Here is a 26187-nt window from a genome sequence, read left to right on the forward strand (position 1 = left end):
CCTGATCGTGCCGGTGGCCATGGAAGAGAAGCTGCGCTTCGCCATCCGCGAGGGCGGTCGCACCGTCGGCGCCGGCGTCGTCGCCGCCATCAACGACTGAGGCCGGAGCCAACCGGATCCACCTTCGGTTGTCCACGATCGCGCCGGCGACCCGCCTTGACGGGTCGTCGGCGTCGTTGTTCTCGGACCCTGGATTGCAGGCCGCGAGGCCGTCTCATGGCGTCGATCTCGTCGCGACCGGTGGCCGATGGGCCCTCCGGGCGCGCCATCCCGGCGGCAGCCTTATCGACCCTGGCAGCACCGGCGGGCGCGCAAAGCTCATCGGGCAACGCGCGCTGGTCCCAGGGTCGCGCGACCGTTCCGGCGTTTCGGGAGGACGTCCTCTCGATCCTGTGCAGCGACGTACCGGCCGCCGCCGTCACATTCGACGATGACGATCCCGAGCACATCGTCCTCGGTCGGTTCGCGGCCCTCCTCGGCAACATCCGCCGGAGCGTCGCCGGTCTGAAGGATGCACAGCGCCACGCCGCCATCCTGCGACCGTCGAGCGGATCGCCAGGCGCAAACTCGAACGCGCATCGGGCGGTGAATCTGCACGAGCGGGGCCCGGCTCCCTTGCGTCGGGCGCGATGTTGGGGCATGGAGCGTGCCGCGTAGGAGTGTAGCTCAACTGGTCAGAGCGCCGGTCTCCAAAACCGGAGGTTGCGGGTTCGAGTCCCTCCACTCCTGCCAGTTCGGCACCGTCACGTGCCGCGTCGACCACCACACGGGATGATCCGACCAGATCCCGGCTCCGGTGCGTTCGACGAACCCGCCCAGTCGACAAGCCTTTAAACTTGCGATAGAGCGGTTCCATTCCGAGAGCGATGGATGCTGCCGCTGCTGGCTCCCCCAGTGCCGTGGACGGCGCGTCCCTTCGGTCCCGGCCCGATCCCCTCTGCTGTTAGCGCCATGGCATCGAACGAAGCGACGAAGAAAATCGAGGCGGCGCGCGGCAACGCGCGTGGTCCGTCGTCTCCGACGCCCCCCCGGGCGACGCCCCCGGTGCGGCCCGCACCCAAGCGCGTCGGGCCGTTCGAGTTCTTCGGCCAGGTCCGGGACGAGGGCCGCAAGGTCACTTGGCCGAGCCGCAAGGAGACCGTCGTCACGACGATCATGGTCTTCGTGATGGTCGTCGCCGCGAGCCTGTTCTTCACGGCGGTGGATCAGGTTCTGCGCTACCTCGTGACCCTGATCCTCGGGGTCGGGGCCTAACGCATTCCTCGGCCCGTCCGGCGCTTGGTGCCCGGGCCGACCGACGTCAGGATTTGGTGAGAACCGTGTCGAAGCGCTGGTACATCGTCCACGCCTACTCGAATTTCGAGAACAAGGTCGCGCAGTCCATCAAGGACCAGGCGGCCCAGCGTGGCCTGCTCGAGCTGTTCGACGAGGTGATGGTGCCGACCGAGAAGGTCGTGGAGGTTCGCCGCGGCCGCAAGGTCGATGCCGAGCGCAAGTTCTTCCCCGGCTACGTCCTCGTGAAATGCGACCTCACCGACGAGGTTTACCACCTCATCAAGAACACCCCCAAGGTCACCGGCTTCCTCGGTGCCGACAAGTCGAAGCCGGTGCCGATCCCCGACGCCGAGGCCGAGCGGATCAAGGGCCAGGTCGCCGAAGGCGTCGATCGGCCCAAGCCCTCGATCTCCTTCGAGATCGGCGAGATCGTCCGCGTCGCCGACGGTCCCTTTGCCTCCTTCAACGGTACCGTCGAGGAAATCGACGAGAGCCGCTCGCGCCTCAAGGTCGCCGTCTCGATCTTCGGTCGCGCCACTCCGGTGGAACTGGAATACGCCCAGGTCGAGAAGGCCTGATCGTAAGGAGCGAATAGGGAGTAGCGAATAGCGAATAGGGACGGCCGCGCGCCCTCTACTCGCTACTCGCCATTCTCTACTCGCCCCATCACACGCGGGAGGTCCGCCCGGTTCGCCGCCGGGGTCCACGGTCCGCACCGCGACCTGCAACCGTCCGAACCGACCGTGCTCCAGGCAGCCGGGCGGCGGACATTTCTTTGGGAGCAGTCCCCATGGCGAAGAAGATCACGGGTTACGTGAAGCTTCAGGTCCCGGCCGGCGCCGCCAATCCGTCGCCGCCGATCGGTCCCGCGCTCGGTCAGCGCGGCCTCAACATCATGGAATTCTGCAAGGCCTTCAATGCGAAGACCGCGCAGATCGAGAAGGGCACGCCGATCCCGGTCGTGATCACGGCCTACCAGGACCGCAGCTTCACCTTCGAGATGAAGCAGCCGCCGGTCACCTTCTTCCTCAAGAAGGCCGCCGGCCTGAAGATCGGCAAGAAGCCGGCCTCCGGCTCCAAGACCCCGGGCAAGGGCCCGACGGTGGGCAAGGTCTCCGAAGCCCAGCTTCGCGAGATCGCCGAGAAGAAGATGCCCGACCTGAACTGCGACTCGGTTGATGCCGCCGTCGCGATGATCCGTGGCTCCGCGCGAGCCATGGGCCTCGACATCGTCGCCTGAGGGGGAGGGTACCATGGCACACGAAGGCAAGCGTATCCGCGCCGCCCGCGAGGGCATCGACGCGCTCAAGCTCTACACCATCGACGAAGCGATCAAGCTCGTGAAGGACAAGGCCAGCGCCAAGTTCGACGAGACCGTCGAGGTCTCGATGAACCTCGGCGTCGACCCTCGCCACGCCGACCAGATGGTCCGCGGCGTCTGCAACCTCCCCAACGGCTCCGGCCGGACGGTGCGGGTGGCTGTGTTCGCCCGCGGCGCCAAGGCCGATGACGCCCGCGCCGCCGGCGCCGACATCGTCGGAGCGGAGGATCTCCTCGAGATCGTCCAGAGCGGCAAGATCGAGTTCGACCGCTGCATCGCGACCCCGGACATGATGCCCCTCGTCGGGCGCCTCGGTAAGGTTCTGGGCCCGCGCGGCCTGATGCCGAACCCGAAGGTCGGCACCGTCACCATGGACGTCAAGGGTGCCGTCGCCGGCGCCAAGGGCGGCTCGGTGGAGTTCCGCGTCGAGAAGGCCGGCATCGTGCACGCCGGCATCGGCAAGGTCTCGTTCGATGCCGACAAGCTCGTCGAGAACATCAAGGCGTTCGCGGATGCCGTGGCCAAGGCGAAGCCCGCCGGCGCCAAGGGCACCTACATCCAGCGCGTCGCCGTGACCTCCTCGATGGGCCCCGGCGTCAAGGTCGAGCCGGCGAGCGTGCTCGGCGCCTGACCGGGAACCGGCGTCCCGGTACGCCGGGATCGCCGTTCGAGACGTTCGTCAACGCCCGGCCCTGCGGCCGGGCGTTTTCGTGTGTTCCAGCCTCGAAGCAACGGGCGTCGTCGCCGTCATGGTCGACCAGGGCAATCGGCGTTGCACAGGCCCACGTCATGGGCTATGCCTGCCCCCGGTCAGCACCCGTAGCTCAGCTGGATAGAGCGTTGCCCTCCGAAGGCAAAGGTCACACGTTCGAATCGTGTCGGGTGCGCCAAAGATGCGGGTGTAGCTCAATGGTAGAGCAGCAGCCTTCCAAGCTGAATACCCGGGTTCGATTCCCGGTACCCGCTCCACCTTCGACATCCTTCAGATGAATCGGCGCTAACGCCATCGGCTTCGTCGAAGGCGACCAACACCCGGGGCTGGGCTGCGATAACGCGCCGTCCGCTAGTCGATCCACTCGCCCGCGCGCATCACCGGCACGGCGCGGCCCTCCAGGGTGAGGCCGTCGACATCGACCTCCGAGGAGCCGATCATCCAGTCGATATGGATCAGGCTGCGGTTGGCGCCGCGGGCTGCCAGATCCTCTTCGCTCATGCCTTCGCCGCCGTTGCGGAAGCACTTGCTGTAGGCTTGGCCGAGCGCGATGTGGCTGGCCGCGTTCTCGTCGTAGAGGGTGTTGTAGAACAGGAGGCCGGAGGCCGAGATCGCGGAGGACGCCGGCACCAGGGCGACCTCGCCGAGCCGCCTGGCGCCCTCGTCGGTGTCGAGCACCTTGGCGAGGACGTCGCCGCCGGTGCGGGCCGAGGCTTCGACGATCCGCCCTTGCGCGAAATGCACCGTGATGCCCTCGATCAGAGTGCCCTGGTAGGACAGCGGCTTGGTGCTGGTCACGAACCCGTCCACCCGCGCCTTGTGAGGCGTCGTGAAGACCTCCTCGGTGGGGATGTTGGCGTTGCAGACGACGCCGTTGCGGGCGGTCGAGGCGCCGCCGCACCATTCGTGGTCGTCGGCGAGACCCACCGTCAGGTCGGTGCCAGGCCCCTTGAAGCGCAGGGCGGCGAAGCGGTGCCGGTTCAGGGTCTCGGTGCGGGCGCGCAGGGCCGCGTTGTGGGCCTCCCAGGCGGCGACCGGATCGTCACCGTCGATGCGCGAAGCGGCGAAGATCGCGTCCCACAGCTTGGCCAGGGCCATCGTATCCGGATCGTGCGGGAACACCGTCCGCGCCCAGGGCAGGGTGGCCGCCGATACGATGGTCCAATTGATCGAGAAGTTGGCGATGAGTTCGAGGGCGGGAACGTAGGCCTTCGAGCGGGCGCGGTTGGCGCGCGACACCTTGGCCGCGTCCTGCCCCGACAGGAGCGACGGGTCGTCACCCGCGATGGCGAGCCGCGCCGCACCGTTGCGATAGGCCTCGGCCATGCCGGCGTAGAGCCAGCCCGCGGCGACGTCGAAGGCCGCGTCGGGGGCATGGGCAAAGCGTGCCAGGGTGGCGGCATCGTCGGAATAGAAGGTCGTGACGAGGGACGCACCGGCCCTGTAGGCCTCCTCGGTGATGGCCCGCACGAGGGGCACCGTCTCCAGCGGAGCGGTGATCACCAGCTCCTGGCCCGCCCTGAGGCCCAGCCCGACGTTGACCGCTACCCGGGCCAGGCGCGCGAGGCGCTCCTCGTGGCTGAGCCCGTTCGCCACGGCAAACCCCGCTTCGTTCGTCATCGCTCAACCTTGCCGCTTGGCTTCCCCTCGACGGGGATGAAGATGGGTCCGGCGAATCGGAGGTCTTCCGAGCGCCGGCAACCACCTTTCGGTCCGATGCCCTAGAAGATCAGCGGGCCGGGCGACAGGTCAAGCAGCGCGAGACCAGCGGATCTCGCCGAGGTTCTCGCGGAAGGCGAAGCGCAGCAGGTGGTCCGAGACCACGTTCTCGAGGCGGGTCAATCCGGCCGGGTCAGGGGTCACCACCCGCATCAGCAGGGCGTCGGCTTCGGCCTCGAAGGTGCAGACCCGGTCCTCGCCGAACGGCACAGTGCCATGGGCGTCCGTCGTCTCCACGGGGAACTTGTGGCTCCAGTGCCGGCACAGCTGCTTGAGGTAGCGGGTGGCCTCGGCGGTGGGCACACGGGCCTGGGAAGTCGGCATCACGTCGTCTCCTAACGGTCAGGCCGCGATCCGGATCGGTCCGGACAACGGCGGTGCAGCGGATCCGAAAACCGGACATCCAGGGCGGGGTCACGCCTTCGAAAATGGTGTCCCGCCGGTTAACGGGGGGCTAACGGACCCGCCGCAATCCCCCGCCTTCCGCTGCAATGCATATGATAGTGTCACCCGGATTTGTGCGACGCACAATCCCTCGTCGGCGTGGAAAGTTTTTGGTCCGGCCTCAAGTCTGGGTAGAGAATGAGGCCGTCTCGGGGTGGTCCGCCGCCTAACACCCGGACGCTCCCTCGGAGGGAATGACCTTCCCGGGGTTGAGAATGCCGTTGGGGTCCAACGCCTTCTTGAGACAACGCATGAGATCCAGGCCGACGGGATCGCCGTAGCGTGCCAGTTCGTCGCGCTTGATCCGGCCGATGCCGTGCTCGGCGGCGATGGAGCCGTCCATGGCCTGCACGATGTCGTGAACGATGCGATTGAAGCGACCCCATTCGGCGAGATAGGCGGCCTTGTCCATGCCCACCGGCTGGCTGAGGTTGAAGTGGATGTTGCCGTCGCCGAAATGGCCAAAGGCGCAGACGCGCAGGCCCGGCATCGCGGCCTCGCAGGCGGCGGTGGCCTCGTCCAGGAAATCGGCGAGGCGCCCGAGCGGCACCGACACGTCGTGCTTGATCGAGCCACCCTCCCGGCCCTGCACCTCCGAGAGGTTTTCGCGCAGGGCCCAGAGCGCCTCGGCCTGCGTCCCGCTCGACGCGATGGTCGCATCGTCGACGAGCCCCTCCTCGATGGCGCCCGACAGCAACGCCGTGAGCTCGTCGTCGGGGGCGGCGTCGGGGCGCGTGGCCGAGAGTTCGATGAGCGCATAGGCGGCGTGCTCGCCGTCGAGGGGCCGGCGGGCGCCCGCCAGGTGCTTGAGCACGATCTCGAGCCCGAACCGGGGAATGTATTCGAAGGCGGTCAGGTCAGCCCCGGCTGCGCCCCGCAGGCGCTCGAACAGGGCGAGGGCCGCCTGCGGCGACGCGAGGCCGACGAAGGCGACCGCCCTCGCATGCGGCTTCGGGAACAGCTTGAGGACCGCGGCGGTGACGATGCCCAACGTTCCCTCGGAGCCCACGAAGAGGTGCTTGAGGTCGTAGCCGGCGTTGTTCTTGCGCAGGGCCTTGAGCCCGTTCCAGACCCTGCCGTCGGCCAGCACCACCTCGAGCCCGAGGGTCAGGTCGCGGGTGTTGCCGTAGGCGAGCACGGCGGTGCCGCCGGCGTTGGTGGCGAGGTTGCCGCCGATCCGGCACGACCCCTCCGAGGCGAGCGAGAGCGGGAACAGCAGCCCTGCGCCGTCGGCGGCGGCCTGCACGTCGGCCAGCGTCACCCCGGCCTCCACCGTGATCGTGGAGCCGACGGGATCGAGGGCCCGGACCCGGTCGAGCCGCACCAGCGACAGCACGATGCCGCCCTCCGGCACGCCACCGCCGACGAGGCCGGTGTTGCCCCCCTGCGCCACCACCGGCACCCGCGCCTCGGCGCAGGCCGCGACGACGAAGGCGACCTCGGCGGTATCGGCAGGGCGCACCACGGCGAGGGCGTGGCCCCGGTAGAGCCCCCGCGACTCGACCATGGCCGGGGCCATGGTGTCTGCCTCGGTGAGGACGTGGCGGCCTCCCAGTCGCTCGGACAGGGTCGCCAGCAGCGTCGCGGGTGAAGTCATGGGCTTTTTTCCGTCTCCGGAGCGGGATCGACCGGTTACGAAGACCGGCGCTGACGCCTCGATGCGCGAGGCCTATGATAGCCCGATGGCCGTGCCTTTGCAGGCGGGCCGATCATCCCATCCGGTCGCGGATCGCCGCGATCTCCCGCCGTGAGGCCATCCCATGCTGTCCGTCATCCCCAACCCGCCTCGGGTGGTCCTGCCGATCGTCGGCAGCGACGACCTCTTTCCGGTGCGCCGGGTCTATTGCATCGGCCGCAACTACGCTGCGCACGCCCGCGAAATGGGGTCCGACCCCGACCGCGAGCCGCCGTTCTTCTTCATGAAGCCGGCCGACACCCTGCAGGTGGTCTCGCCCGGGGCGACCGCCGAGCACCCCTATCCGCCGCGCACCGACAACTACCATTTCGAGGTGGAGTTGGTGGCGGCCCTGGGGGAGGGCGGCAGCGACATCCCGGCGGAGCGGGCCCTGGCCCATGTCTACGGCTACGCCATCGGCCTCGACATGACCCGGCGCGACCTCCAGGACGACGCCAAGAAACTGGCGCGCCCCTGGGACCTCGGCAAGGCCTCCGACCTGTCGGCACCGATCGGCCCGCTGCACCGGGCCGAGGCGGTCGGGCATCCCTCGGCCGGGGCGATCACCCTCGATCTCGACGGCCAGCGGCGCCAGACCGGCGACCTCTCCGACATGATCTGGTCGCTGCCCGAGCAGATCGCTCTGCTCTCCACCTATTTCGCCCTGGCGCCGGGCGATCTCGTCTTCACGGGCACGCCCTCCGGCGTCGGCCCGGTCGCGCGCGGCCAGACCATGACGGCGGCCGTGGCGGGGCTGGGCGCCATCAGCCTCGTCGTGACCTGAGCGCCCGGTGCCCCCGCTCCTCGATCGTCCCCTCTTTCGGAGGCTGTTCCACCTCGGTGCCCTCGTCCAGCGCGGCATGACGCTGGGGGTCCGCGGTGCGGCCATCGACGACCGGGGCCGCGTCTGCCTCGTTCGCCACACCTACGTCTCCGGCTGGCACCTGCCGGGCGGGGGCATCGAGCCCGGCGAGGACGCGCCCACCGCCATGGCACGGGAGTTCCGGGAGGAGGCGGAGATCGCGGTGGACCCGGCCGTGCCCCTGCGGCTGCACGGCTTCCACCACAACCGCGCCAGCGCCGGCCGCGACCACGTCGCGCTCTTCGTGGCGCCGGTCTTCACCGTCCTGAGGGACAAGGCGCCGGACCGGGAGATCGCCGCTTGCGGCTTCTTCCCGCTCGATGCCCTTCCCGCCGAGACCACCCGCGCCACCCGCGATCGTCTCGACGAGATCCGTCACGGCCTGCCTCCGGCCGCGGTCTGGTGATCGTGGGCGAAACGTCAGGAGAAAACGCGCCGGCTACGATCCGGGCGATTTCGGCGCTTGCCACGGCCGTCGGAATGGTGTTTAGAGACGCCGTCCGGGGCCGCCGGGCGACACTCTCTCGGCGGCGCGGTTTGTGAGCGGGTGTAGCTCAGGGGTAGAGCACAACCTTGCCAAGGTTGGGGTCGAGGGTTCGAATCCCTTCGCCCGCTCCAATTCATCTCGACAATCGACAGCGATCAATAGGCCATCTTCGGATGGCCTTTGTCGTTTCCGGTGGTGCTCGTGACGGCCAGGGGCTCGCCGACGCCCGCGCGGGGCCGCCGAGGACGAACCCGGGCGACTACGTGTCCATCAGGATGCTGGCGGCCCAGAAGCCGAGACCGCTGACGACGATGACGCCCGCGAGGGAAAGGGACTTGCTCTTCGCCGGGCCGTCGACTGCGCGCCGCGCCCTCAGAGCCAGGAGCAAGCCTCCGACGATCAGGAGGAAACCGTACAGAACCAACGTGTTGTAGGAAGACGACATCGTATCGCTCTCAAAGTGATCGCCGGGACGAGGGGGCCTCGCCGCGCAGAGGGGCCCATGCCCGCGTCAGGATCGGCCGCCTCCCCGAAACGCCGGCTGTCGTCTCCGCAAGACTGCAGCCCTCGTGGCGCCGAGGCGGCACCCCTCGCCGGATCCACCGATGCCGACCAGGCACGGGGTCTCGCATTCAGGAACGACGTGGCGGACGCGGCTTCGCGCGTTCCTGTCCGGGGACGGACACGGCGGCGCCTTCCCCGTGCGCAGGTCTCAAGCGGCGCTGGTGGCGCCAAGCGTTTCGAGGCGAAGCTGGTAATCGCTTCCCCACCGTTCCTCAGCCTTGGCGTACCACTCGGTGTCGAAGACCAGCTCGCTGTCCGCGCGGTCCTTCCAGATGCAGACCACGAGGAGCCTGGAATCCTGAACCTTGACGTGGCGGCTCACCAGGCCCTGCGTGATGCCCACGGTCGGGCACATGTCGATGCTCGACTGTTCGTAGCTGTCGGCGTCGTTGTACGTGACCGGACATTCGAGGATCGTCAGATAGCTCATCGCTGGGCATCCCTTTTCTGGCGGCACGTCTTCGGCAGCACGTTTTGGCGGCATGTCTTTGGCGGCGCGTCGCGCGCGGACCCGGCGGCGCTCCGCTCTCTCGCAAGCCTATGCATGAATTAAGTCGACCAGCCCGAAAGGACAACGGCGTCGGTGGGAAGCGCCATCGCATGGCAGGTCATGCCGGGCCGGGATCCGGGCACGGCGCCGCGACGCAGTCCCAGATGCTCTGCACGGACTTGAGTGCGAAACCGTCCATGATCGCGATCTGGTCGGTCCGATGCGTGCAGAACTGGGCCAACCGCTCGGCGCGCGGCATCGTCACGTCCACGGACACGAAATCGGTCTTGGTGATCATCCAGACCAGTCCGTCGAGGATTTCGAGGCCGCCGGTCGCCATGGCCCGGAAGATGTCGCGCTCGGTGACGATCCCGACGATGGACCCGTCCTCCGGGCGCCCCCCGTCGATCACGACGATGGCATCGACATCGGGCTGCGCCAGGAGCGAGACCGCGTCCCGCACCGAGCGATCCATGCGCAAGTAACGCATGCGAGGTGCCGCACCGCCGGCCTGTAGGCTCGCACCCACGATGTCCGCCTCCCGTTCTTCTTCTTGGTCGCGAAAAGACTGGTATACCAGTTATCGCCTGTCAATCCTCGGGGTGGCGTTATTTCTCCGGTCGCCGTGAAGTCGGCTCGGGTTGCGACCGAAGGCCCGACGAGCCGTGATGGTGCCCGACCGTCGATCGATCCCGCGTTGCGCCCGAGACGGCACTATGCTGCAATGCCGCGATCGTCGCCGAAGGCTCGGGCGCGAGCCCTTCTGCCGGACTCGTCGGGTCAGGCCCCGGCGTAGGCCGGCATGGCGACGGGCGCGTCCTCGGCGCTCGCGGGGCGGGCCCGCTGGCCGGCGTCGGCGAGCAGTTCGGTGACGAGGTCGGTCTGGGAGACGATCCCGACGAGCCTCCCGTCCGCGCCGACCACGGGCAGGTGGTGGAGGCCACCCTGCGACATCCACAGGACAAGGTCCGAGACCGGCGTCTCCATCCGCGCCGTCCTGACCGGGGCGGTCATGATGTCCTCGACGCAGCCGTGGGGCGCTCGGCCCCGCATCAGCGTCAGGCGGATCCGGCGCGCGAGGCCGAGCCGGGGTCCGGCGCGCTCCCACACGGCCTTGTCGAGGAGGTCCGTCTGCGTGACGATGCCGAGGATGCGCGCGGCCTCGTCCGTCACCGGCAGCGCCTTGACGTGGTGGCGGCGCAGGAGGTCGAGGGCCTCGGCCAGGGGCGCTTCGGGCGCCACCCCGATCACGTCCCGGGTCATCAGGTCGGCGCAGGTGGCCTGGCCGGGCCGGCGCCGGTGCGCCAGGATCTGGGCGCGCAGCAGGATCGCCTCCAGGTCGGCGCGGCCGACATCGAGCAGCCGGTCGTAGTCCCTGAGGACCGCGTCGAGGTCGGCGGCGGTGATGCCGGCGCGGCCCGAGGGCGATGCGGCGGTGGCGGCCTGGACGCGCGGCGCCTTGGCCGGGCCCTGAGGATAGGCACGGCCGGTGAGGTTGTTGAACAGGAGCGCGACGGTCAGGAGCAGAAGCGAGTTCGCGCCCACCGGCCACAGCACGAAGCCGTAGCCGAGGTCGTGGATCTGCTGGCCGCCGAGCACCGCGGTGAGGGCCACGGCGCCGCTGGGCGGATGCAGGCAACGCAGGGCCATCATCACCGCGATGGCGCAGCCGATCGCCAGGGCCGCGGCCAGGGTCGGATCGGATACGGTCCGGGCGGCGGTCACGCCCACCAACGCGGCGACGAGGTTGCCGCCCAGGATCGACCACGGCTGGGCGAGCGGGCTCGACGGGACAGCGAACAGCAGAACGGCCGAGGCGCCCATCGGCGCGATCAGGGCCGGCAGCGCCGTTCCGGGCCCGAGCGCCGCCCGGCTCGCCAGTCCGGTCACGAGGATGCCGACGAGGGCGCCGGCGGCCGAGCGGATCCGTTCGCGCCGGCTCAGCGGGCTCGCATCCGGGATGAGGTGGCGCAGGAACGGGTGCATCGGCGGGATGGACCTCGGTTGTCTGGGCGGGGTGTCGATTCGGCGTCCGGCCGCGCAGCGACGACGGCGGCCGTGCGCGACAGTTGCAGAAACGACGACGGCGCGCCTCGGTAAAGGCGCGCCGCGTCAATCGTCTCGTGCGATCAGGCCTGTCCGCCGGCCGGGCCGGCGGCCCGGCGGCGTAGAGCCCTCAGCCTCGCAGCGGCCTCAGACAGCGTGCTCCTGGTGAAGCATCTCGATCTGCTGCTCGGTGTAGCCGAGGTCGCGCAGGACCTCGTCGGTGTGCTCACCCAAGAGCGGCGAGGCCTTGATGTCGACCTTCATGTCCGAGAACTTGATCGGGCTGCCGACGGTCAGGTACGAGCCGAGCTTAGGGTGCTGGACCTCGACCACCGTGCCGCTGGCGCGCAGGGACGGGTCCACCGAGAGCTCCTTCATCGACAGCACCGGCGAGCACGGGATGTCGAACTTGCGCAGGATGTCGACCGCCTCGAACTTGGTCTTGTCGGCCAGCCACTCCTCGATCGTGCCGAAGATGTCCATGATCTTGTCCTGGCGGGCACGGGCGGTGTTGTAGGCCGGATCCTTCTCCCACTCCGGCTTGCCGATCGCCTTGCAGATCGGCGCCCAGGCATGGCCCTGGATGGTGAAGTAGATGTAGGCGTTCGGGTCGGTCTCCCAGCCCTTGCACTTGAGCACCCAGCCCGGCTGTCCGCCGCCGCCGGCGTTGCCGCCGCGCGGCACCACGTCCGAGAACTCGCCGTGGGGGTACTGGGGATACTCCTCGAGGTAGCCCAGCGCGTCGAGGCGCTGCTGGTCGCGCAGCTTCACGCGGCAGAGGTTGAGCACGGAGTCCTGCATCGACACGGCGACCTTCTGGCCCTTGCCGGTCTTGTTCTTCTGGTGGAGCGCGGTGAGGATGCCGATAGCCAGGTGCATGCCGGTGTTTGAATCACCGAGTGCGGCGGCGCTGACGGTGGGCGGGCCGTCCCAGAAACCGGTGGTGGAGGCGGCGCCACCGGCGCACTGCGCCACGTTCTCGTAGACCTTGAGGTCCTCGTAATGGTGGCCGTCCGAGAACCCCTTCACCGAGGCGAGGATCATGCCCGGGTTGAGCTCCTGGATGCGGGCCCACGAGAAGCCCATGCGGTCGAGCGCGCCGGGGCCGAAGTTCTCGACCATCACGTCGGAGTCCTTGATCAGCTTCTCCAGGACTTCCTTGCCCTGGGCCGTCTTGGTGTCGAGGGTCAACGAACGCTTGTTCGAGTTGAGCATCGTGAAATACAGGGCGTCGGCGTCCTCGACGTGCCGAAGCTGCGTGCGGGTGACATCGCCGGAACCCGGGCGCTCGACCTTGATCACGTCGGCGCCGAACCAGGCCAGCAACTGCGTGCAGGCCGGACCCGCCTGGACGTGGGTGAAATCGATGATCTTGATCCCTTCGAGCGGCTGGGTCATGTCGGCGTTCTCCCTGTCAATTCTGTTCGGGTCGGTCGGGTGGTGTCGCGCCCGGTTCGGTCCGGGTCGTGATGTTGGCCGAGGATCGGCGGATGGGCCGGCCTCGCCCGGATGGTCTCAGGTGACGCGGGCTTCGAGCTCGGCCAGGCGCTGGCGCATCTGGCGTTCGTCGGTCCAGCGCTTGGTCTCGTCGCGGATGATCGCGGCGATCCCGGTGACGACCCCGTCGGGGCCGCGCAGCATCCCGACCGTGAAGGCGATCGAGAGGGTGTGGCCGTCCTTGTGCAGGGCGGGAACCCGCAGGACGTCGGCGCCGTAGCGGGTGACGCCGGTCCGCATGGTCTTGGCGTAGCCGTCCCAGTGGCGCTGGCGTTGGCGCTCCGGGGTGATGAGGTCGAGGGACCGACCGATCGCCTCCTCCGGGGTGAACCCGAAGATGCGCTCGGCGGCGGGGTTCCAGACGACGATGGCCCCGTTGGCATCCGACACCACAACGGCGTCGCCCGTCGCCGTCACCAGTTGTTCGAAATCGATCGCCTGTGCCATGGCCTCGCCCGACGCGTCCCTATCGGTCGAGGGTCGCTGCGGACGGCGGGGAAGGCCGTCTTCCGGGACGATGAAAACAGATGCCGATGGTCAGCATGCGTGTCGTCTCCTCCAGTTGCCGGGCCATGACCGTCGCTGCCGGCACATCGTCGCCGCGTTGATTGTCATGTCCTTCCGTTGCTGGTATTTGGTATGCCAGCAATGACGGGTTGTCAACCGAGACCGATGTCGGGAACGGCCCGTCTGACCCATCGAGGAGCGCCCGGATGGCGGACGGCCCCAGGATCAGGATCAAGCAGATCGACGGCTATCGCTTCATGGTCGATTTCGGCGAGGCGCATCCCGGCCTGCTCGTGGACGAGGCCGAGCCGTTCGGCGGCGGGCACGGTCCGTTCCCCGAGCAGATCATGGTCGCGGGCGTCACCAACTGCCTGTGCGCCAGCCTGATGTTCGCCTCGGGCAAATTCGGGCAGGACCTCAACGGAATCGAGGCCCAGGCCGAGTGCCAAATGGAGCGCAACGCCGAGGGACGGCTGCGGATCGCCGGGATCGCCGTGACGATCCGGCTCGGCGCCACCGCCGAGGCGGTCCCGCGGATCGGCAAGGTCCTGGAGCAGTTCGAACGGTTCTGCACCGTGTCCGAGAGCGTGAAGGCCGGCATCCCCGTCAGCGTCGCGGTGGACGATGCCGCCGGCCAGCGGCTCAAGTGACCATTTCGCCGACGTCATTCCCGACATCCCAGGACCGACACATGAGCACCACCGACCGTTCGCCGGCGCAGGCCCCCGAGGACTTGGCTAGGCTCTTTAACGAGCGCGCCAACGCGGGCGACGTCGAGGGGCTGGTGGCACTCTACGAGCCCGGCGCTCTGCTCGCCGCCGGCGCGGTCGTGGCCACCGGCCACGACGAGATCCGGCGCTTCTACACCGACCTCCTGTCGCGGCGCTCGCATTTCCCGAGCGCGGAGGCCCTGCCGGCCCTGCGCAACGGACCGATCGCCATGACCTTCGCGCGGCTTCCCAACGGGACCCTCTCGGTGGAGACGGCCCGCGAGCAGGAGGGGGGCGGCTGGCGATGGGTGATCGATCAGTTGAAGATCAAGCCGATGCCGGGCGGCGACAAGGCGTGAGGGCCGCATGATCGCGCCGACGCTCACCGGACGCCTCACCTTCGTCCACCGGCTCCCGACAGAGCCGGCGCTGCCCCCGGGGCGCTATGCCCTCGGCCTGTTCGAGACGCGGGACGCCGTCCTGGTGGTCCCGCCCGGCGTCGATCCGCGCCGACTGACGCCCCTGGTGGTGCTGTTCCACGGCGGCGGCGGCAGCGCCGAGAAGATCCTGCCGATGCTCGAGGCCCACGCCCTGGCGAAGGGCTTCCTGCTGCTGGCGCCGCAATCCCTGTTCCCGACCTGGGACCTGGTGATCGGCGGCCACGGCCCCGACCGCGAGCGGCTCGACACGGCGCTGGCCGCAGTGGCGTCGCGCTACCTACTCGATCCGACCCGCCTGGCCTTCGCCGGTCATTCGGACGGCGGCAGCTACGCCCTGTCGATGGGGCTGGCCAACGGCGATCTGGTGACCCGGCTCGTCGCCTCCTCGGCGGGCTTCCTTTCGGTCCATCTCCAGACGGGCGCGCCGCGCATCTTCCTCTCCCACGGCACGCAGGACACCCAGATCCCGATCGATCGCAGCGCCCGCTTCCACAAGTCCAAGCTGGAACAGGCGGGCTACGACCTCACCTACGTCGAATACGACGGGCCCCATGCCTACGATCCCACCGTCGTCGAGAAGGCCGTGATCTTCCTGCTCGCCGACGGGGCGGACGCCGTGCCATAGCAGCGGGATCGTCTCGGCCTTCGCGGGCCGGACACGAGCATGCCGCAGGCACAGCGGCGACGCATTCAAAACGGGTACCCCATGACATCCGACGAGGTCGCCGACATGAAGCGGGCACGCGCCAGCCTCGCCCGCCAGCGCAGCGCGCTCGCCAAGCGCATCGGATCCAGCGAGCTGGCGGCCGCCTCGGCCGCCGAGGATTTCATGCGGATCCTGCTCGCCATCGAGGCGGTGGACCGGGCCCTGGCGGAGGCCGGTCGCCCCTACATGTCGCCGCAGACCGAAGCCGACCTGTGAGCGAGGAGACCCTGTGTGAGTGAAGAGACCCGGGACGCCAACGGCACCCGCCTCGCCGAGGGCGATTCCGTCACGCTGGTCAAGGACCTCAAGGTGAAAGGCACCTCGACGACCCTGAAGCGCGGGACCCTCGTCAAGGGCATCCGCCTCACCGGCAACGTCGCCGAAATCGAAGGCAGCACCGACAAGGTGAAGGGTCTCGTCCTGCGCGCCGAGTTCCTGAAGAAGGCCTGAGGGGATCGTCCAAGGTCCGTGTCGTCGCTTCGCGATCCCGCTCGACGCGCGTCGAAGACGGGATCAGTCGTCGGAGACGGCGGTCGGCGCCCGGGGCGGCGAGCGCGTCAGGCTCCTGATCTCACGCTTGGGCCGGCCGGACTTCTCGGCGATGACCCGGTCCTGCTCCTCGATGATCTCGCGGGCCGGCTCGTCGCCGTCGAGTCCGCCGAGAATCTCCATCGGCACCCGCCGGTTGGAGGCGCGGGACTCGTCTTCGTACAGGACGTCGAACAGGACGGAGCCCCGCTCCTGCGGCTTGGATTTCGTGCGTTTGGCCATGGCGGATACTCGGACGATACGTGTGGAGAATGAGGAGAAACGCCGACGGCCACGGATGTCGGGCGGGGGGTGCGCGTACATCCGGCGTCACCCGATGCCACCCGGTCTCGTGGCCGTCACCGATCGAGCGACTGTGGTCGCGATCGGCATAGCAGGCAGATGGTGACGGCGCGCCGATTTTGCAATTCCATGCGGCGTTTCGCTGGCCGGCGTTGCCGTTCTGCGACGCCGCGCATGGCACGATGCGTGCGCCATCCGCGACGTCACCAGACCCGGGAGTCCCGATGACCCGACCACGCGCGCTGACCCGATTCTCCGTGGAGCCCCTGAGCCGGATGACGCGGCGGCTCGCCGACGTCGCGGCGGGCCGCGCGGACCCGGACCTGGTCATCACCGGCGCGCGGCTTCTCTCCACCTATTCCGAGCGCATCCTGCCCGACCGCGAGGTCTGGATCGCCGGTGGGCGCATCGCCGCCGTGCATCCCGCCGGGAGCCACCGCGGGGCCGCCCCGCGCCGGGATGTGGCCGGCGGCCTCCTGGCGCCGGGCCTCGTCGATCCGCACCTGCACATCGAGAGCAGCATGGTGACGGCCTGCGCCTACGCCGAGGCCGCCCTCCTCAACGGCACCACCACGATCGTCTGCGACAGCCACGAGATCGGCAACGTGTGCGATGCCGACGGGATCGCCTGGATGCTGGAGGACGCCCGCGAGGCCCCGCTCAACATCTACCTCACGGTGCCGAGTACGGTGCCGGCGACCTCGGCCGAGCTCGAGACCGCCGGGGGCGACCTCACGGCGGCCAAGATCGCGGCCCTGTTCGACGCCTGGCCGGAGGCGGTCGGGCTCGGCGAGAAGATGGATTTCGTGGCGGTGGCCGAGGGCGACGCGCGGGCGCACGCCATCATCGCCGCCGCGCTGGAGCGGGGACGGCCGGTCTCGGGCCACATCTACGGGCGCAGCTTCGTCGCGCCCTATGCGGCCAGTGGCGTCACCGACACCCACGAGGCCATCGACCAGGACATCGCCGACGACCTCCTGGAGGCCGGTCTCTGGATCTTCCTGCGCGGCGGCCCGCCGACGACCCCCTGGCACAGCCTGCCCGAGGCGATCGGCACGATCACCGCGCTCAAGGCGGCGGCCAAGCGCGTCTGCGTCTGCACCGACGACCGCGACGCGCAGGACCTCCTCGCCTTCGGGCTCGACTGGGTGGTGCGCGAGGCGGTGCGCATGGGCATTCCGCCGGTCCAGGCCTGGTCGATGGGCTCGCTCCACCCGGCCACCCGTTACGGCCTCGACGGCGAGATCGGAGGGTTCGGCGGCGGGCGCCGGGCCGACCTCGTGCTCCTCGACGACGACCTCGTTCCGCAATCGACCTGGTACGGCGGGGAATGCGTGGTCGAGAACCGCCGGATCACGCCCGTGCTCGACGAGGCCCTGTCACGACCCTACCGCTATCCGGCGCCCGCCTATGCGACGATCCACCTGCCCGATCCGCTGCCGAGCCTCGTCCCCGCACTGCCGGCGGCGCCCTGCCTCGTCAACGCCATCCGCACGACCCTGCCGGGCATCGAGCTCGTCCACGAGCGCTTCACGCTGCAGCCCGGACCCGACTGGGCGTCGACCCTCGCTCAGAACGACTGCACCTTCGTCACCGTGATCGAGCGTCACGGCGGCGCCGGCAACGTGGCGCACGGGCTCCTGCGCGCCTTTGGGCTGAAGGCGGGCGCGGTGGCGAGCAGCGTCGGCCACGATTCGCACAATCTCATCGTCGCCGGCCTCGACCAAGCCGACATGCGCCTTGCCCTCGACACGGTGACCGCGACTCAGGGCGGCGTCTGCGTGGTGGCCGGCGGCAGGGTCGTCGCCTCGGTGCCGCTGCCGGTGGCGGGGCTCCTGTCCGACAAGCGGGTTGGGATCGTGGCCGAGGAGGTGCGGGTGCTCAAGGAGGCCTGGCAGGCGGCCGGCTGCAGCATTCCCTACATGGGCTTCAACCTCATCCCGCTTTCGGTCATCCCGGAGATCCGCATCACCGACAAGGGCCTCGTGCTGGTGCCCGGCATGCGGATCGTGCCGCTGTTCGAGGCAGCCTGAGCCCGTCCGGCCGGCGTGGCGGGAATTTCGCGGCGGGGACCTGCGTCGTTTTCGGGCGTGGCGCGTTGATGGGGCCGAGACCGGCCGTCGCCGGAAGGACCATCGATCTTAGGGAATCGGGTATGCGGGGCGGGCGAGCCGCACGCAGCGCGGGTCCCGCCTGCCGGAACCGACCCCATGCGCAATCTCCTTCTCCTGATCATCATCGCCGTCGCCGGCTTCGTCCTGGTGGCCATGTATGTCGCCCCGACCCAGCCCGGGCTGCGGACCTGGTACCTCCAGAACGCCTGCGTCCACCTCGACAAGGTCTCGCCGCAGATCTGCGCCCCGGCGCGCGAAGCCGAGGGCGCGCAGCGCACCTGAGAGGCGCGGCCAAGACCTCCGGAACGGGTCTACGACCCGGGCGCGCGAACCGGCGCGTCCGTGCTATCGCTTCGCCGTCTCGCCACCCCAGGCGCGGACGGAACAGGCGGCACCGGCGCCAGCGACCTCGGGAGGACCACGATCGTGCATTTCAAGACAGCCGCCTTTGCATTCGCGGCGACGCTTCTCGGACCGGCCCTCGGCGGCTACGCCCCGGCCTCGGCCCAGCTCGATACCCAGAACCTGGTTCCCTGCGCGCAGGACGGCGAGGTCTGCCGGATGCCGCATCCCACCAACGTCTATTACGGCATCAAGGGCAAGACGAACGGCCGCCCGTTCCCGCAGGGTGGAACGGTGCCCTGCAACGTCGGCTCCTTCGGCGATCCGGCGCCGGGCGTCGCCAACAAGATGTGCTGGTACGCGCCGAAGGTCGCCGAGGGTCGCCGGGGCGGGCGTGATCGTGGCGACGACGGCGACGGGTATCGCAGCCGCGACCGCGACGACCGCGGCGGCGATTATCGCGACCGGCGCGACAGGGACGACGAACGTCCGCGCGCGCGCTCCTATGACGACGAGCCGCGCCGCCGGTACGACGACGAGCCGCGCCGTCGCTCCTACGAGGACGACGATCGTCCGCGCCGGCAGCGTCGCGACTTGGACGACTGACGGATCTTCGACCGCGGCCGGGTGATCGTCTCGCCCGATCGCGGTCTTCGACGGTGGATCAGAGTTCGGCCGACCGGCCCGACAACTCCGCCCGCAGTTGGCGGGCGGCTTCGAGCAGCGCGCCGTCGCGGCGGCGGCGCGGGCGCGGTACGGCGATGGTCATGTCGGCCGCGACCCGGCCGGGCGAGCCGGCGAGCACCACCACCCGGTCGGCGAGGGTCACCGCCTCGTCGATGTCGTGGGTGACGAACAGGATGGTCTTGGCCGTCCGCGCCTGGATGCGCTGCAGTTCCTCCTGCAGGCCCTCGCGGGTGAAGCTGTCGAGCGCCGAGAACGGCTCGTCCATGAGGAGCACGTCGGGGTCGACGGCGAGCGCCCGGGCGATGGCCACCCGCTGGCGCTGGCCGCCGGAGAGCTGGTGCGGCCAGCGGTCGGCGAAATCGGACAATCCGACCAGGGCCAGCATCTCGCGCGCCTTCTCCAGACGCTGAGCGCCCGACAGGCCGGAGCCCTCGAGGCCGAAGGCGACGTTGGACGCCACCCGCCGCCACGGCAGCAGCCGGGCGTCCTGGAACACCAGCGCCATCGGCGTGCGGCAGTCGGGCCGGGTGTCGAGGCGGACGCTGCCGCCGCTGGGGCGGGCGAGACCGATCAGCACGCGCAGGACCGTGGACTTGCCGACCCCGGACTCGCCGACGATGACCACGAACTCGCCGCGCCGGACCGTGAGGTCGAGACCTTCGAGGATGACGTTGCGCCGGCCCTCGCGCTCGTAGGCGAGGCTCAGGGACGTGATGGTGACGATGGCGTCGGAGGTGATGGCGTTAACGGTCATGGGCGCCACCGCAGCAGCCAGCCCTGCAGGGCGACGAAGGCGGTGTCGAACAGGCCGTAGAGGCCGGCCATGGTGAGCATGTAGACGACCACGATATCGGTGGAGAGGAGGCTGGAGGCCTGCATCATGCGCGCACCGACGCCGGGCACGCCGAAGATCTCGGCGGCCACCACCGCCATCCAGGCCTGGCCGAGCGCGGTGCGCAGGCCGACGAGGATGCCCGGTGTGGCGGCCGGCAGCACGATCTTGGTGAGCCGCGACAACGGAGACCGAAAACCGAAGGCCTGCGCCACCTCGATGAGGTCGCGGTCGACCCCGCGCACCGCGCCTTGCGTCGCGAAGAACACGATCCAGAACACGCCGATGGCGATGATGAACACCGCCGCCTCCGGCTGCACCCCGAACCAGATGATCGCGAAGGGGACCCAGGCGAGGCCGGGGATCGGCCGCAGCAGCCGCACCACCCAGGCGGTGGCGGCCTCGACGCCGCGCGACATCCCCACCAGGATGCCGAGCGCCACCCCGGCGGCGGCGCCGACGCCGAGGCCGGCGACGTAGTGGCTGAGGCTCGAGACCACCGCCTCCGACCAGACCCCGAGCCGGATCTCCTTGAGGAAGGCGGCCGGAATCGTGCTCGGCGGCGGCAGGAAGGCCGGGTTGATGAGGCCCAGCCGCGGCATCGCCTCCCAGAACGCCAGGAAGGCGAGGAGGCCGGCGGCCGCCAGCAGCGTCGGGGTGAGGCGGGCCATCGGCGTCAGCGGGCGACCGCCTTCTCGTAGTAGCGCGCATCGAACAGCCCCTCGGTGGGGATGTCCTTCTCCAGCGTCCCGATCGAGACCTGATAGGCCTGCATCGCCTTCGTCGCGTCGATGATCGCGCGCGGATCGGCGGTGAACTTCGCCGCCGGCGAGGTGATCGCCTTCTGGATGGTGGCGAGATCGGTGATGCCCTTGCCGAGGGCGGCCTCCACCGGCACCGCGGCACGGGCGGGGTCGGACTTCAGGAGGTCGGTGGCCTTGACCAGGGCCTTCACCAGCCCCTCGATGGCGGCGGGATTCTTGTCGGCGAAGGCGCCGTAGACCCCGACCACCGTACCGGGCTGGTTGGGGAACATCTCGCCGCCGGTAGCGACGAGGGTGATCGCCGGGTTGCGGTTCTGGACGATGGTGAGCGCCGGCTCGCGCAGGGCGGCGCCGTCGACGGCACCGGCCAGCATCGCCTGCTGGGTGGCGTCGATGCCCATCGGCACCACCTCGGCATCCGATTTCGCCGCCTTGGCGACCTGCCAGAGCCAATGCTGAAGGGTGGTGTGCGGCACCGAGCCCGGCGGCTGCGTGGCCAGCCGGGCGGCCCGGCCCTCCTTGGCCTTGAACTGCGCGAAGGCCTGCGCCTTGTCGGCGTTTCCAGCGAAATACGGGGCGAGCTTGGGGCCGGCCACGACCACCATCTCCTCGATGGCCGTGGCGGCCACCACCCGCACGTCGATGCCCTTGGTACGGGCCACCGCCAGCGGCGCGATGCCGGCGACGTAGACGTCGATGGTGCCCGAGGCCAGCGCCTGGATCATGTTGGGGCCGGATTCGAAAGTGGTGAAGGTCGGCTTCAAGCCGGCCTCCTTCAACCAGCCCTCGCCGTCGGCCACGAAGATCGGCGCCGCGCCGACGATGGGGATGACGCCGATGCGTACCGGGATCGGCGCCGTCTGGGCACTGGCCGGCGCGGCGAGCAGAAGCCCGGCAAAGGCGGTCAGGATCGTCGCGAGGACGGGGAGGGCAGGGCGCATCGGGAAGTCCGGCTTTCGAGGCGAGGTCGAGGCGAGGCAAGGTTGGGCGAGGCTGGCCCGCGAAGGACCGAGCCCGGCCATGCCACAGCCGGGGGATTCCTCAAACACCCGCGTGCGTCCGGCTCGGCTTGGGACGATCGATCGGGAAGGGCCTTCTCCCTCCGGGCCCGGCCGCGCCGGCTTTCTTCGCCAGGCGGAGACGGCGCTCCGGAACGGCCTCGGTCCGATACCGTTAAGACAGGACATCGGCGGCACCCCCCTCGCGGCCGATTCCTAATCACAAGGACTACCGCCATGAGCTTTCTCGGCAGCATCGTCAGCAAGATCCTCCATCCCTTCGGCGGCGGCGCGACGGCGGAGGCCAAGCCGGCCGACGCCACCACCGGCACCGCGGCCCCCGCGGGCGGCGCGGCACCGGCCACTGCCTCCGGCGAACCGGTGGACGTGGAAGCCGTGCTCAACGGAATGGCCGCCAAGAACGGGCAGACCCTCAACTGGCGCACCTCGATCGTCGACCTGATGAAGCTCCTCGACATCGATTCGAGCCTCACCGCCCGTAAGGCGCTCGCCGACGAGCTCCACTACACCGGCGACAAGGACGATTCGGCCTCCATGAACGTCTGGCTGCACAAGCAGGTGATCAAGAAGCTCGAGGAGAACGGCGGCAAGGTGCCGGCCGATCTCAAGGACTGATCTCTTCCGGCGTCCTCTCCTCATCGCGAAAGGAGAGGACGCGATCGCGCATCGATCCGTACGGCCGATCCGCGAGGCATGGGGCCAGGGATCGCGGGTCGACCCTCACGAGGCGGACGGGCTGGCGGATCACCCCTATCCCGCTCCGATGACCGTCGCTAAAACCCCGCCGGCCGAACCTCCCCGGCTGGCGAACCCGTGGCACCCGATGATTGTTTCGCGCAGGCGCATCCTCGCCGGCTCCGCCGGCCTCGTGGCGACGACGGGTCTGGCCGGCCTCGCCCGCGCACAAGGGTATGGACAGGCGTTCAAGGTGGACAACGACGAGGGCCGGCCGGTCGCCAACACCCGGCTGCCGGGCGAGATCGTCGGGGAGATCGAGGGCTTGCGCGGCGTCACCTATATCGGGCCCCGCGACGCAGGCGTCACGCTCTACGAGTTCTTCGACTACAATTGTCCCTACTGCCGCAAGGCGGCGGCCGACCTGGTCTCCCTCGCAGCCAGCGATCCGGCCCTGCGGATCGGGCTCATCAACAACCCAATCCTGTCGGTCCAATCGGCCCAAGCGGCGAAGGTGTCGCTGGCCGTCCAGAAGCGCCTCGGCTCGGCCGCCGCATGGAGCCTCTACCAGGGCCTGCTCGCCAGGCCCGGCCGGATCGACGGGCTCTCCGCCCTGGCGGCGGCGGCAAAGCTCGGCCTCCCGGCGGCGGAGATCGAGGGCATCGGCGACAGCGAGGAGGTTCGGCTCGCACTCAACAGCCAGATGCGGATCGCGGCCGACCTCGGCCTGTCGACCACCCCCTCCTACGTGCTCGGGAACACCGCGCTGCTCGGCCATCCCGGCCCCAAGGCCCTGGCGCGGATGATCGCCGCCCAGCGCCGCTGCGACCGCATCGCCTGCTGACCGGAAAGTCCACAGAAAGCCCGACCGCCGTCCCGGCGAGGACACGGTTTTCGCGATCCAGCCACCATGCCGACACGTTTGCGACGCCGGCCTTCATCCGGCGCGCATGGCCGGGTCGATCTAGCCGCCTCGCCGGGACCTCGCCGTCAGGCCTCCGCCTCCAAGCCTCGCCTTGCGCGTCCAGAGACCGCATGGTAGGGCGACGCCGCTTCGGTAGAGGGGGTTTGCGCCCTCTTAGGTCCGAGACATTCCCATCGCCGACGTTTCCTGAGCCGACGCCACATGATGGCGACTTCTGGGTCGGAACGTGCAGGCTGGATTAGAAGAGAGAGCGGCCGCGTGGCGCAGACCAGTTCCGAGGCGGGTTCCCCGGTCGCAGGCGTAGCCGCGCGCTACGCCTCGGCCCTGTTCGAGTTGGCCCGCGAGGAGCGCCAAGTCGATGCGGTGGCCCAGGGGCTCGAGCGTTTCGACGCCATGCTCAAGGAGAGCCCCGACCTGATGCGCCTGGTGCGCAGCCCGATCTTCACGGGTGCCGAACAGGCCGCCGCCATCGGCGCCATTCTCGACAAGGCCGGCATCACCGGGCTCGGCGCCAACTTCATCAGGCTCTCGGCCGCCAACCGCCGCCTGTTCGCGCTGCCCGACATGATCCGCGCCTTCCGGGTGCTGGTGCGGGAGTCGAAGGGCATCGTGCGCGCCGAGGTGCGTGTCGCCGAGAGGCCGTCCGAGGCGGTGGTCGAGGAGATCAAGGCGTCCCTGCGCGACGTCGCCCGCGCGGAGATCGACCTCGACCTCCACGTCGACCCGAGCCTGATCGGCGGCCTCGTGGTCAAGATCGGCAGCCGCATGGTCGATGCGTCCCTGCGGACGAAGCTCAACGGTATTCGTCTGGCGATGCGGGAAGCCTGAGGACCGCGGCTCTCGCGGCCCGGTCCATCCCGTCATCCTGTCCCACACCCAGTGTTTTTCAAGTTTTCGAAGAGGCCGAACGATGGACATCCGCGCTGCCGAGATCTCCGCGATCCTGAAAGAGCAGATCAAGAACTTCGGCGAGGAAGCCGCGGTCACCGAGGTGGGCCAGGTCCTCTCGGTCGGTGACGGCATCGCCCGCGCCTACGGCCTCGACAGCGTCCAGGCCGGCGAGATGGTGGAGTTCGAATCGGGGGTGCGCGGCATGGCGCTGAACCTCGAGCAGGACAACGTCGGCATCGTGATCTTCGGCTCGGACCGGGACATCAAGGAAGGCCAGACCGTCAAGCGCACCGGCGCCATCGTCGACGTGCCGGTCGGCAAGGCGCTCCTCGGCCGCGTGGTCGACGGCCTCGGCAACCCCATCGACGGCAAGGGCCCCATCGCCACCACCGAGCGTCGCCGCGTCGACGTGAAGGCCCCGGGCATCATCCCGCGCAAGTCGGTGCACGAGCCGATGGCCACGGGCCTCAAGGCCATCGACGCGCTCATCCCCGTCGGCCGCGGCCAGCGCGAGCTGATCATCGGCGATCGCCAGACCGGCAAGACCGCCATCGCGCTGGACACCATCCTCAACCAGAAGGCCGCCCACGCCGGCACCGACGAGAACGCCAAGCTCTATTGCGTCTACGTCGCCATCGGCCAGAAGCGCTCGACGGTGGCCCAGTTCGTGAAGGTGCTGGAGGACAACGGCGCCCTCGAATATTCGATCATCATCGCCGCCACCGCCTCCGATGCCGCGCCGATGCAGTTCATCGCGCCCTTCGCCGGCTGCGCCATGGGCGAGTACTTCCGTGACAACGGCATGCACGCCGTGATCGTGTACGACGATCTCTCCAAGCAGGCCGTCGCCTACCGCCAGATGTCGCTGCTGCTGCGCCGCCCGCCGGGCCGCGAGGCCTATCCCGGCGACGTGTTCTACCTCCACAGCCGCCTGCTCGAGCGTGCCGCCAAGATGGGCGACGCCGCCGGCAACGGCTCGCTGACCGCGCTGCCGGTCATCGAGACCCAGGCCAACGACGTCTCGGCCTACATCCCCACCAACGTGATCTCGATCACCGACGGCCAGATCTTCCTCGAGACCGACCTGTTCTACCAGGGCATTCGCCCGGCGGTGAACGTCGGCCTCTCGGTGTCTCGCGTGGGCTCCTCGGCCCAGACCAAGGCGATGAAGAAGGTCGCCGGCAAGATCAAGGGCGAGCTCGCGCAGTACCGCGAGATGGCCGCCTTCGCCCAGTTCGGCTCCGACCTCGACGCATCGACCCAGAAGCTGCTCAATCGCGGCTCGCGCCTGACCGAACTCCTGAAGCAGCCGCAGTTCTCGCCGCTGAAGATGGAAGAGCAGGTCGCGGTGATCTACGCCGGCGTCAACGGCTACCTCGACGCGATCCCGGTCAACAAGATCCGTGCGTTTGAGGACGCGCTGCTCTCGACCCTGCGTACCAAGCACGCCGACCTCCTGGGCACGATCCGCGACTCGAAGGACCTGTCGGACGCCAGCGCCGGCACCCTGAAGGGCGCCATCGAGGGCGTCATCAAGGCGATGAAGTAAGGCGCTTTTTCCCTCCCCCCGCGGGGAGGGGTCAGGGGTGGGGGCGATGCCGGAGACGGCGTGACCCTTTCGGCACCACCCCCACCTCCGACTCCTCCCCGCA

The 26187-nt window shown here is 69.4% G+C and carries 32 protein-coding genes, 4 tRNA genes and 1 pseudogene; 24 read left to right on the forward strand and 13 right to left on the reverse strand.

Features of this window, described 5'->3' with window-relative positions; translation table 11 throughout:
* The 9 genes and pseudogenes from ASG59_RS19690 to ASG59_RS02995 form a co-directional block, all read left to right on the forward strand.
* Nucleotides 1–100, forward strand: a pseudogene (locus ASG59_RS19690) (elongation factor Tu); the annotation flags it as partial.
* Nucleotides 101–216: 116 nt separating this feature from the next.
* Nucleotides 217–657, forward strand: coding sequence for a hypothetical protein (locus tag ASG59_RS20245; protein WP_156399091.1), 441 nt, complete (start codon nt 217–219; stop codon nt 655–657).
* A tRNA-Trp gene (locus tag ASG59_RS02965) sits at nt 656–732 on the forward strand. Before ASG59_RS20245 ends, ASG59_RS02965 begins: the two co-directional genes overlap by 2 nt.
* A gap of 219 nt (nt 733–951) precedes the next feature.
* Entirely contained in the window at nt 952–1254 is a 303-nt protein-coding gene (gene secE, locus ASG59_RS02970; RefSeq protein ID WP_056281757.1) for a preprotein translocase subunit SecE, read from the forward strand.
* Nucleotides 1255–1319: 65 nt separating this feature from the next.
* Complete coding sequence (gene nusG, locus ASG59_RS02975; RefSeq protein WP_055882402.1) at nt 1320–1853, forward strand: transcription termination/antitermination protein NusG; 534 nt, start codon at nt 1320–1322, stop codon at nt 1851–1853.
* A gap of 212 nt (nt 1854–2065) precedes the next feature.
* The gene (gene rplK, locus ASG59_RS02980; protein WP_055882399.1) at nt 2066–2515 is read left to right on the forward strand and encodes a 50S ribosomal protein L11; all 450 of its coding nucleotides are present in this window, start codon (nt 2066–2068) and stop codon (nt 2513–2515) included.
* Nucleotides 2516–2528: 13 nt separating this feature from the next.
* The gene (gene rplA, locus ASG59_RS02985) at nt 2529–3227 is read left to right on the forward strand and encodes a 50S ribosomal protein L1 (protein ID WP_055882397.1); all 699 of its coding nucleotides are present in this window, start codon (nt 2529–2531) and stop codon (nt 3225–3227) included.
* Nucleotides 3228–3409: 182 nt separating this feature from the next.
* Nucleotides 3410–3486 (forward strand) — tRNA-Arg (locus tag ASG59_RS02990).
* 5 nt (nt 3487–3491) lie between these two features.
* Nucleotides 3492–3565 (forward strand) — tRNA-Gly (locus ASG59_RS02995).
* 94 nt (nt 3566–3659) lie between these two features.
* Here the strand turns inward: ASG59_RS02995 and ASG59_RS03000 are convergent.
* From ASG59_RS03000 to ASG59_RS03010, 3 genes are all read right to left on the reverse strand, one after another.
* The gene (locus ASG59_RS03000) at nt 3660–4928 is read right to left on the reverse strand and encodes an aminopeptidase (RefSeq protein ID WP_056281760.1); all 1269 of its coding nucleotides are present in this window, start codon (nt 4926–4928) and stop codon (nt 3660–3662) included.
* Between the two features lie 129 nt (nt 4929–5057).
* Nucleotides 5058–5351, reverse strand: coding sequence for a DUF2218 domain-containing protein (locus tag ASG59_RS03005; RefSeq protein WP_055882391.1), 294 nt, complete (start codon nt 5349–5351; stop codon nt 5058–5060).
* 286 nt (nt 5352–5637) lie between these two features.
* On the reverse strand, nt 5638–7068 hold the full coding sequence (locus ASG59_RS03010; RefSeq protein ID WP_056406936.1) for an FAD-binding oxidoreductase: 1431 nt from the start codon (nt 7066–7068) through the stop codon (nt 5638–5640).
* Between the two features lie 163 nt (nt 7069–7231).
* On the opposite strand from ASG59_RS03010, the gene ASG59_RS03015 reads away from it, so the two are divergent.
* The 3 genes from ASG59_RS03015 (at nt 7232) to ASG59_RS03025 (ending at nt 8626) form a co-directional block, all read left to right on the forward strand.
* Nucleotides 7232–7930 carry a fumarylacetoacetate hydrolase family protein gene (locus ASG59_RS03015; protein WP_056406938.1) on the forward strand — a complete coding sequence of 233 codons (699 nt, stop codon included), beginning with the start codon at nt 7232–7234 and terminating at the stop codon, nt 7928–7930.
* Nucleotides 7931–7937: 7 nt separating this feature from the next.
* Nucleotides 7938–8414 carry an NUDIX domain-containing protein gene (locus ASG59_RS03020; protein ID WP_056406940.1) on the forward strand — a complete coding sequence of 159 codons (477 nt, stop codon included), beginning with the start codon at nt 7938–7940 and terminating at the stop codon, nt 8412–8414.
* Between the two features lie 137 nt (nt 8415–8551).
* A tRNA-Gly gene (locus ASG59_RS03025) sits at nt 8552–8626 on the forward strand.
* A 128-nt stretch (nt 8627–8754) separates the two neighbouring features.
* Here the strand turns inward: ASG59_RS03025 and ASG59_RS03030 are convergent.
* From ASG59_RS03030 to ASG59_RS03055, 6 genes are all read right to left on the reverse strand, one after another.
* Nucleotides 8755–8940: a hypothetical protein gene (locus ASG59_RS03030; protein WP_055882378.1), complete on the reverse strand. Its 186-nt coding sequence runs from the start codon at nt 8938–8940 to the stop codon at nt 8755–8757.
* 267 nt (nt 8941–9207) lie between these two features.
* The gene (locus ASG59_RS03035; protein WP_055882375.1) at nt 9208–9489 is read right to left on the reverse strand and encodes a hypothetical protein; all 282 of its coding nucleotides are present in this window, start codon (nt 9487–9489) and stop codon (nt 9208–9210) included.
* Between the two features lie 178 nt (nt 9490–9667).
* Nucleotides 9668–10039: a CBS domain-containing protein gene (locus ASG59_RS03040; RefSeq protein WP_244475613.1), complete on the reverse strand. Its 372-nt coding sequence runs from the start codon at nt 10037–10039 to the stop codon at nt 9668–9670.
* 290 nt (nt 10040–10329) lie between these two features.
* The gene (locus ASG59_RS03045; RefSeq protein WP_055882370.1) at nt 10330–11535 is read right to left on the reverse strand and encodes an HPP family protein; all 1206 of its coding nucleotides are present in this window, start codon (nt 11533–11535) and stop codon (nt 10330–10332) included.
* A 207-nt stretch (nt 11536–11742) separates the two neighbouring features.
* Nucleotides 11743–12993, reverse strand: coding sequence for a formyl-CoA transferase (gene frc / locus ASG59_RS03050; RefSeq protein ID WP_055882368.1), 1251 nt, complete (start codon nt 12991–12993; stop codon nt 11743–11745).
* Between the two features lie 117 nt (nt 12994–13110).
* Nucleotides 13111–13539: a PAS domain S-box protein gene (locus ASG59_RS03055; RefSeq protein ID WP_056406942.1), complete on the reverse strand. Its 429-nt coding sequence runs from the start codon at nt 13537–13539 to the stop codon at nt 13111–13113.
* 266 nt (nt 13540–13805) lie between these two features.
* Here ASG59_RS03055 and ASG59_RS03060 point away from each other — a divergent pair, with 266 nt between their 5' ends.
* The 5 genes from ASG59_RS03060 (at nt 13806) to ASG59_RS03080 (ending at nt 15905) form a co-directional block, all read left to right on the forward strand.
* Nucleotides 13806–14249, forward strand: coding sequence for an OsmC family protein (locus tag ASG59_RS03060; RefSeq protein WP_056406944.1), 444 nt, complete (start codon nt 13806–13808; stop codon nt 14247–14249).
* Between the two features lie 41 nt (nt 14250–14290).
* Nucleotides 14291–14668 carry a hypothetical protein gene (locus ASG59_RS03065; protein ID WP_055882356.1) on the forward strand — a complete coding sequence of 126 codons (378 nt, stop codon included), beginning with the start codon at nt 14291–14293 and terminating at the stop codon, nt 14666–14668.
* A 7-nt stretch (nt 14669–14675) separates the two neighbouring features.
* Entirely contained in the window at nt 14676–15374 is a 699-nt protein-coding gene (locus ASG59_RS03070; RefSeq protein ID WP_056406946.1) for a hypothetical protein, read from the forward strand.
* 81 nt (nt 15375–15455) lie between these two features.
* Nucleotides 15456–15671, forward strand: a complete 216-nt coding sequence (locus ASG59_RS03075) for a hypothetical protein (RefSeq protein ID WP_055882350.1) — start codon at nt 15456–15458, stop codon at nt 15669–15671.
* A gap of 15 nt (nt 15672–15686) precedes the next feature.
* Entirely contained in the window at nt 15687–15905 is a 219-nt protein-coding gene (locus ASG59_RS03080; protein ID WP_056406948.1) for an alkylphosphonate utilization protein, read from the forward strand.
* A gap of 63 nt (nt 15906–15968) precedes the next feature.
* On the opposite strand, the gene ASG59_RS03085 is transcribed toward ASG59_RS03080, so the two are convergent.
* Entirely contained in the window at nt 15969–16226 is a 258-nt protein-coding gene (locus ASG59_RS03085) for a hypothetical protein (protein WP_055882343.1), read from the reverse strand.
* A 284-nt stretch (nt 16227–16510) separates the two neighbouring features.
* Here ASG59_RS03085 and ASG59_RS03090 point away from each other — a divergent pair, with 284 nt between their 5' ends.
* From ASG59_RS03090 to ASG59_RS03100, 3 genes are all read left to right on the forward strand, one after another.
* On the forward strand, nt 16511–18319 hold the full coding sequence (locus ASG59_RS03090) for an adenine deaminase C-terminal domain-containing protein (protein WP_056406950.1): 1809 nt from the start codon (nt 16511–16513) through the stop codon (nt 18317–18319).
* Between the two features lie 177 nt (nt 18320–18496).
* A complete protein-coding gene (locus ASG59_RS03095) occupies nt 18497–18682 on the forward strand; it encodes a hypothetical protein (protein ID WP_055882337.1) in 186 nt (61 codons plus the stop codon).
* Nucleotides 18683–18826: 144 nt separating this feature from the next.
* Nucleotides 18827–19348, forward strand: coding sequence for a hypothetical protein (locus ASG59_RS03100; protein ID WP_082528598.1), 522 nt, complete (start codon nt 18827–18829; stop codon nt 19346–19348).
* Nucleotides 19349–19406: 58 nt separating this feature from the next.
* Here ASG59_RS03100 and ASG59_RS03105 read toward each other — a convergent pair whose 3' ends face one another.
* The 3 genes from ASG59_RS03105 to ASG59_RS03115 are packed head-to-tail and all read right to left on the reverse strand — an operon-like array spanning nt 19407 to nt 21966.
* Complete coding sequence (locus tag ASG59_RS03105) at nt 19407–20183, reverse strand: ABC transporter ATP-binding protein (protein ID WP_056407022.1); 777 nt, start codon at nt 20181–20183, stop codon at nt 19407–19409.
* Nucleotides 20180–20932 carry an ABC transporter permease subunit gene (locus tag ASG59_RS03110; protein WP_055882331.1) on the reverse strand — a complete coding sequence of 251 codons (753 nt, stop codon included), beginning with the start codon at nt 20930–20932 and terminating at the stop codon, nt 20180–20182. Before ASG59_RS03110 ends, ASG59_RS03105 begins: the two co-directional genes overlap by 4 nt.
* A gap of 5 nt (nt 20933–20937) precedes the next feature.
* Nucleotides 20938–21966 carry an ABC transporter substrate-binding protein gene (locus ASG59_RS03115; protein WP_056281777.1) on the reverse strand — a complete coding sequence of 343 codons (1029 nt, stop codon included), beginning with the start codon at nt 21964–21966 and terminating at the stop codon, nt 20938–20940.
* 294 nt (nt 21967–22260) lie between these two features.
* Between ASG59_RS03115 and ASG59_RS03120 the strand changes: the two genes are divergently transcribed.
* The 4 genes from ASG59_RS03120 (at nt 22261) to atpA (ending at nt 26084) form a co-directional block, all read left to right on the forward strand.
* Complete coding sequence (locus ASG59_RS03120) at nt 22261–22659, forward strand: DUF3597 domain-containing protein (protein ID WP_055882325.1); 399 nt, start codon at nt 22261–22263, stop codon at nt 22657–22659.
* Nucleotides 22660–22867: 208 nt separating this feature from the next.
* Complete coding sequence (locus tag ASG59_RS03125; protein WP_056406952.1) at nt 22868–23563, forward strand: DsbA family protein; 696 nt, start codon at nt 22868–22870, stop codon at nt 23561–23563.
* A gap of 339 nt (nt 23564–23902) precedes the next feature.
* The gene (locus tag ASG59_RS03130; RefSeq protein ID WP_056406954.1) at nt 23903–24472 is read left to right on the forward strand and encodes a F0F1 ATP synthase subunit delta; all 570 of its coding nucleotides are present in this window, start codon (nt 23903–23905) and stop codon (nt 24470–24472) included.
* 82 nt (nt 24473–24554) lie between these two features.
* Nucleotides 24555–26084, forward strand: a complete 1530-nt coding sequence (gene atpA / locus ASG59_RS03135) for a F0F1 ATP synthase subunit alpha (protein ID WP_055882317.1) — start codon at nt 24555–24557, stop codon at nt 26082–26084.
* The last annotated feature ends 103 nt before the right edge of the window (nt 26085–26187 follow it).

It is taken from the genome of Methylobacterium sp. Leaf466 (genome assembly GCF_001425565.1).
Taxonomy (GTDB): Bacteria; Pseudomonadota; Alphaproteobacteria; order Rhizobiales; family Beijerinckiaceae; genus Methylobacterium.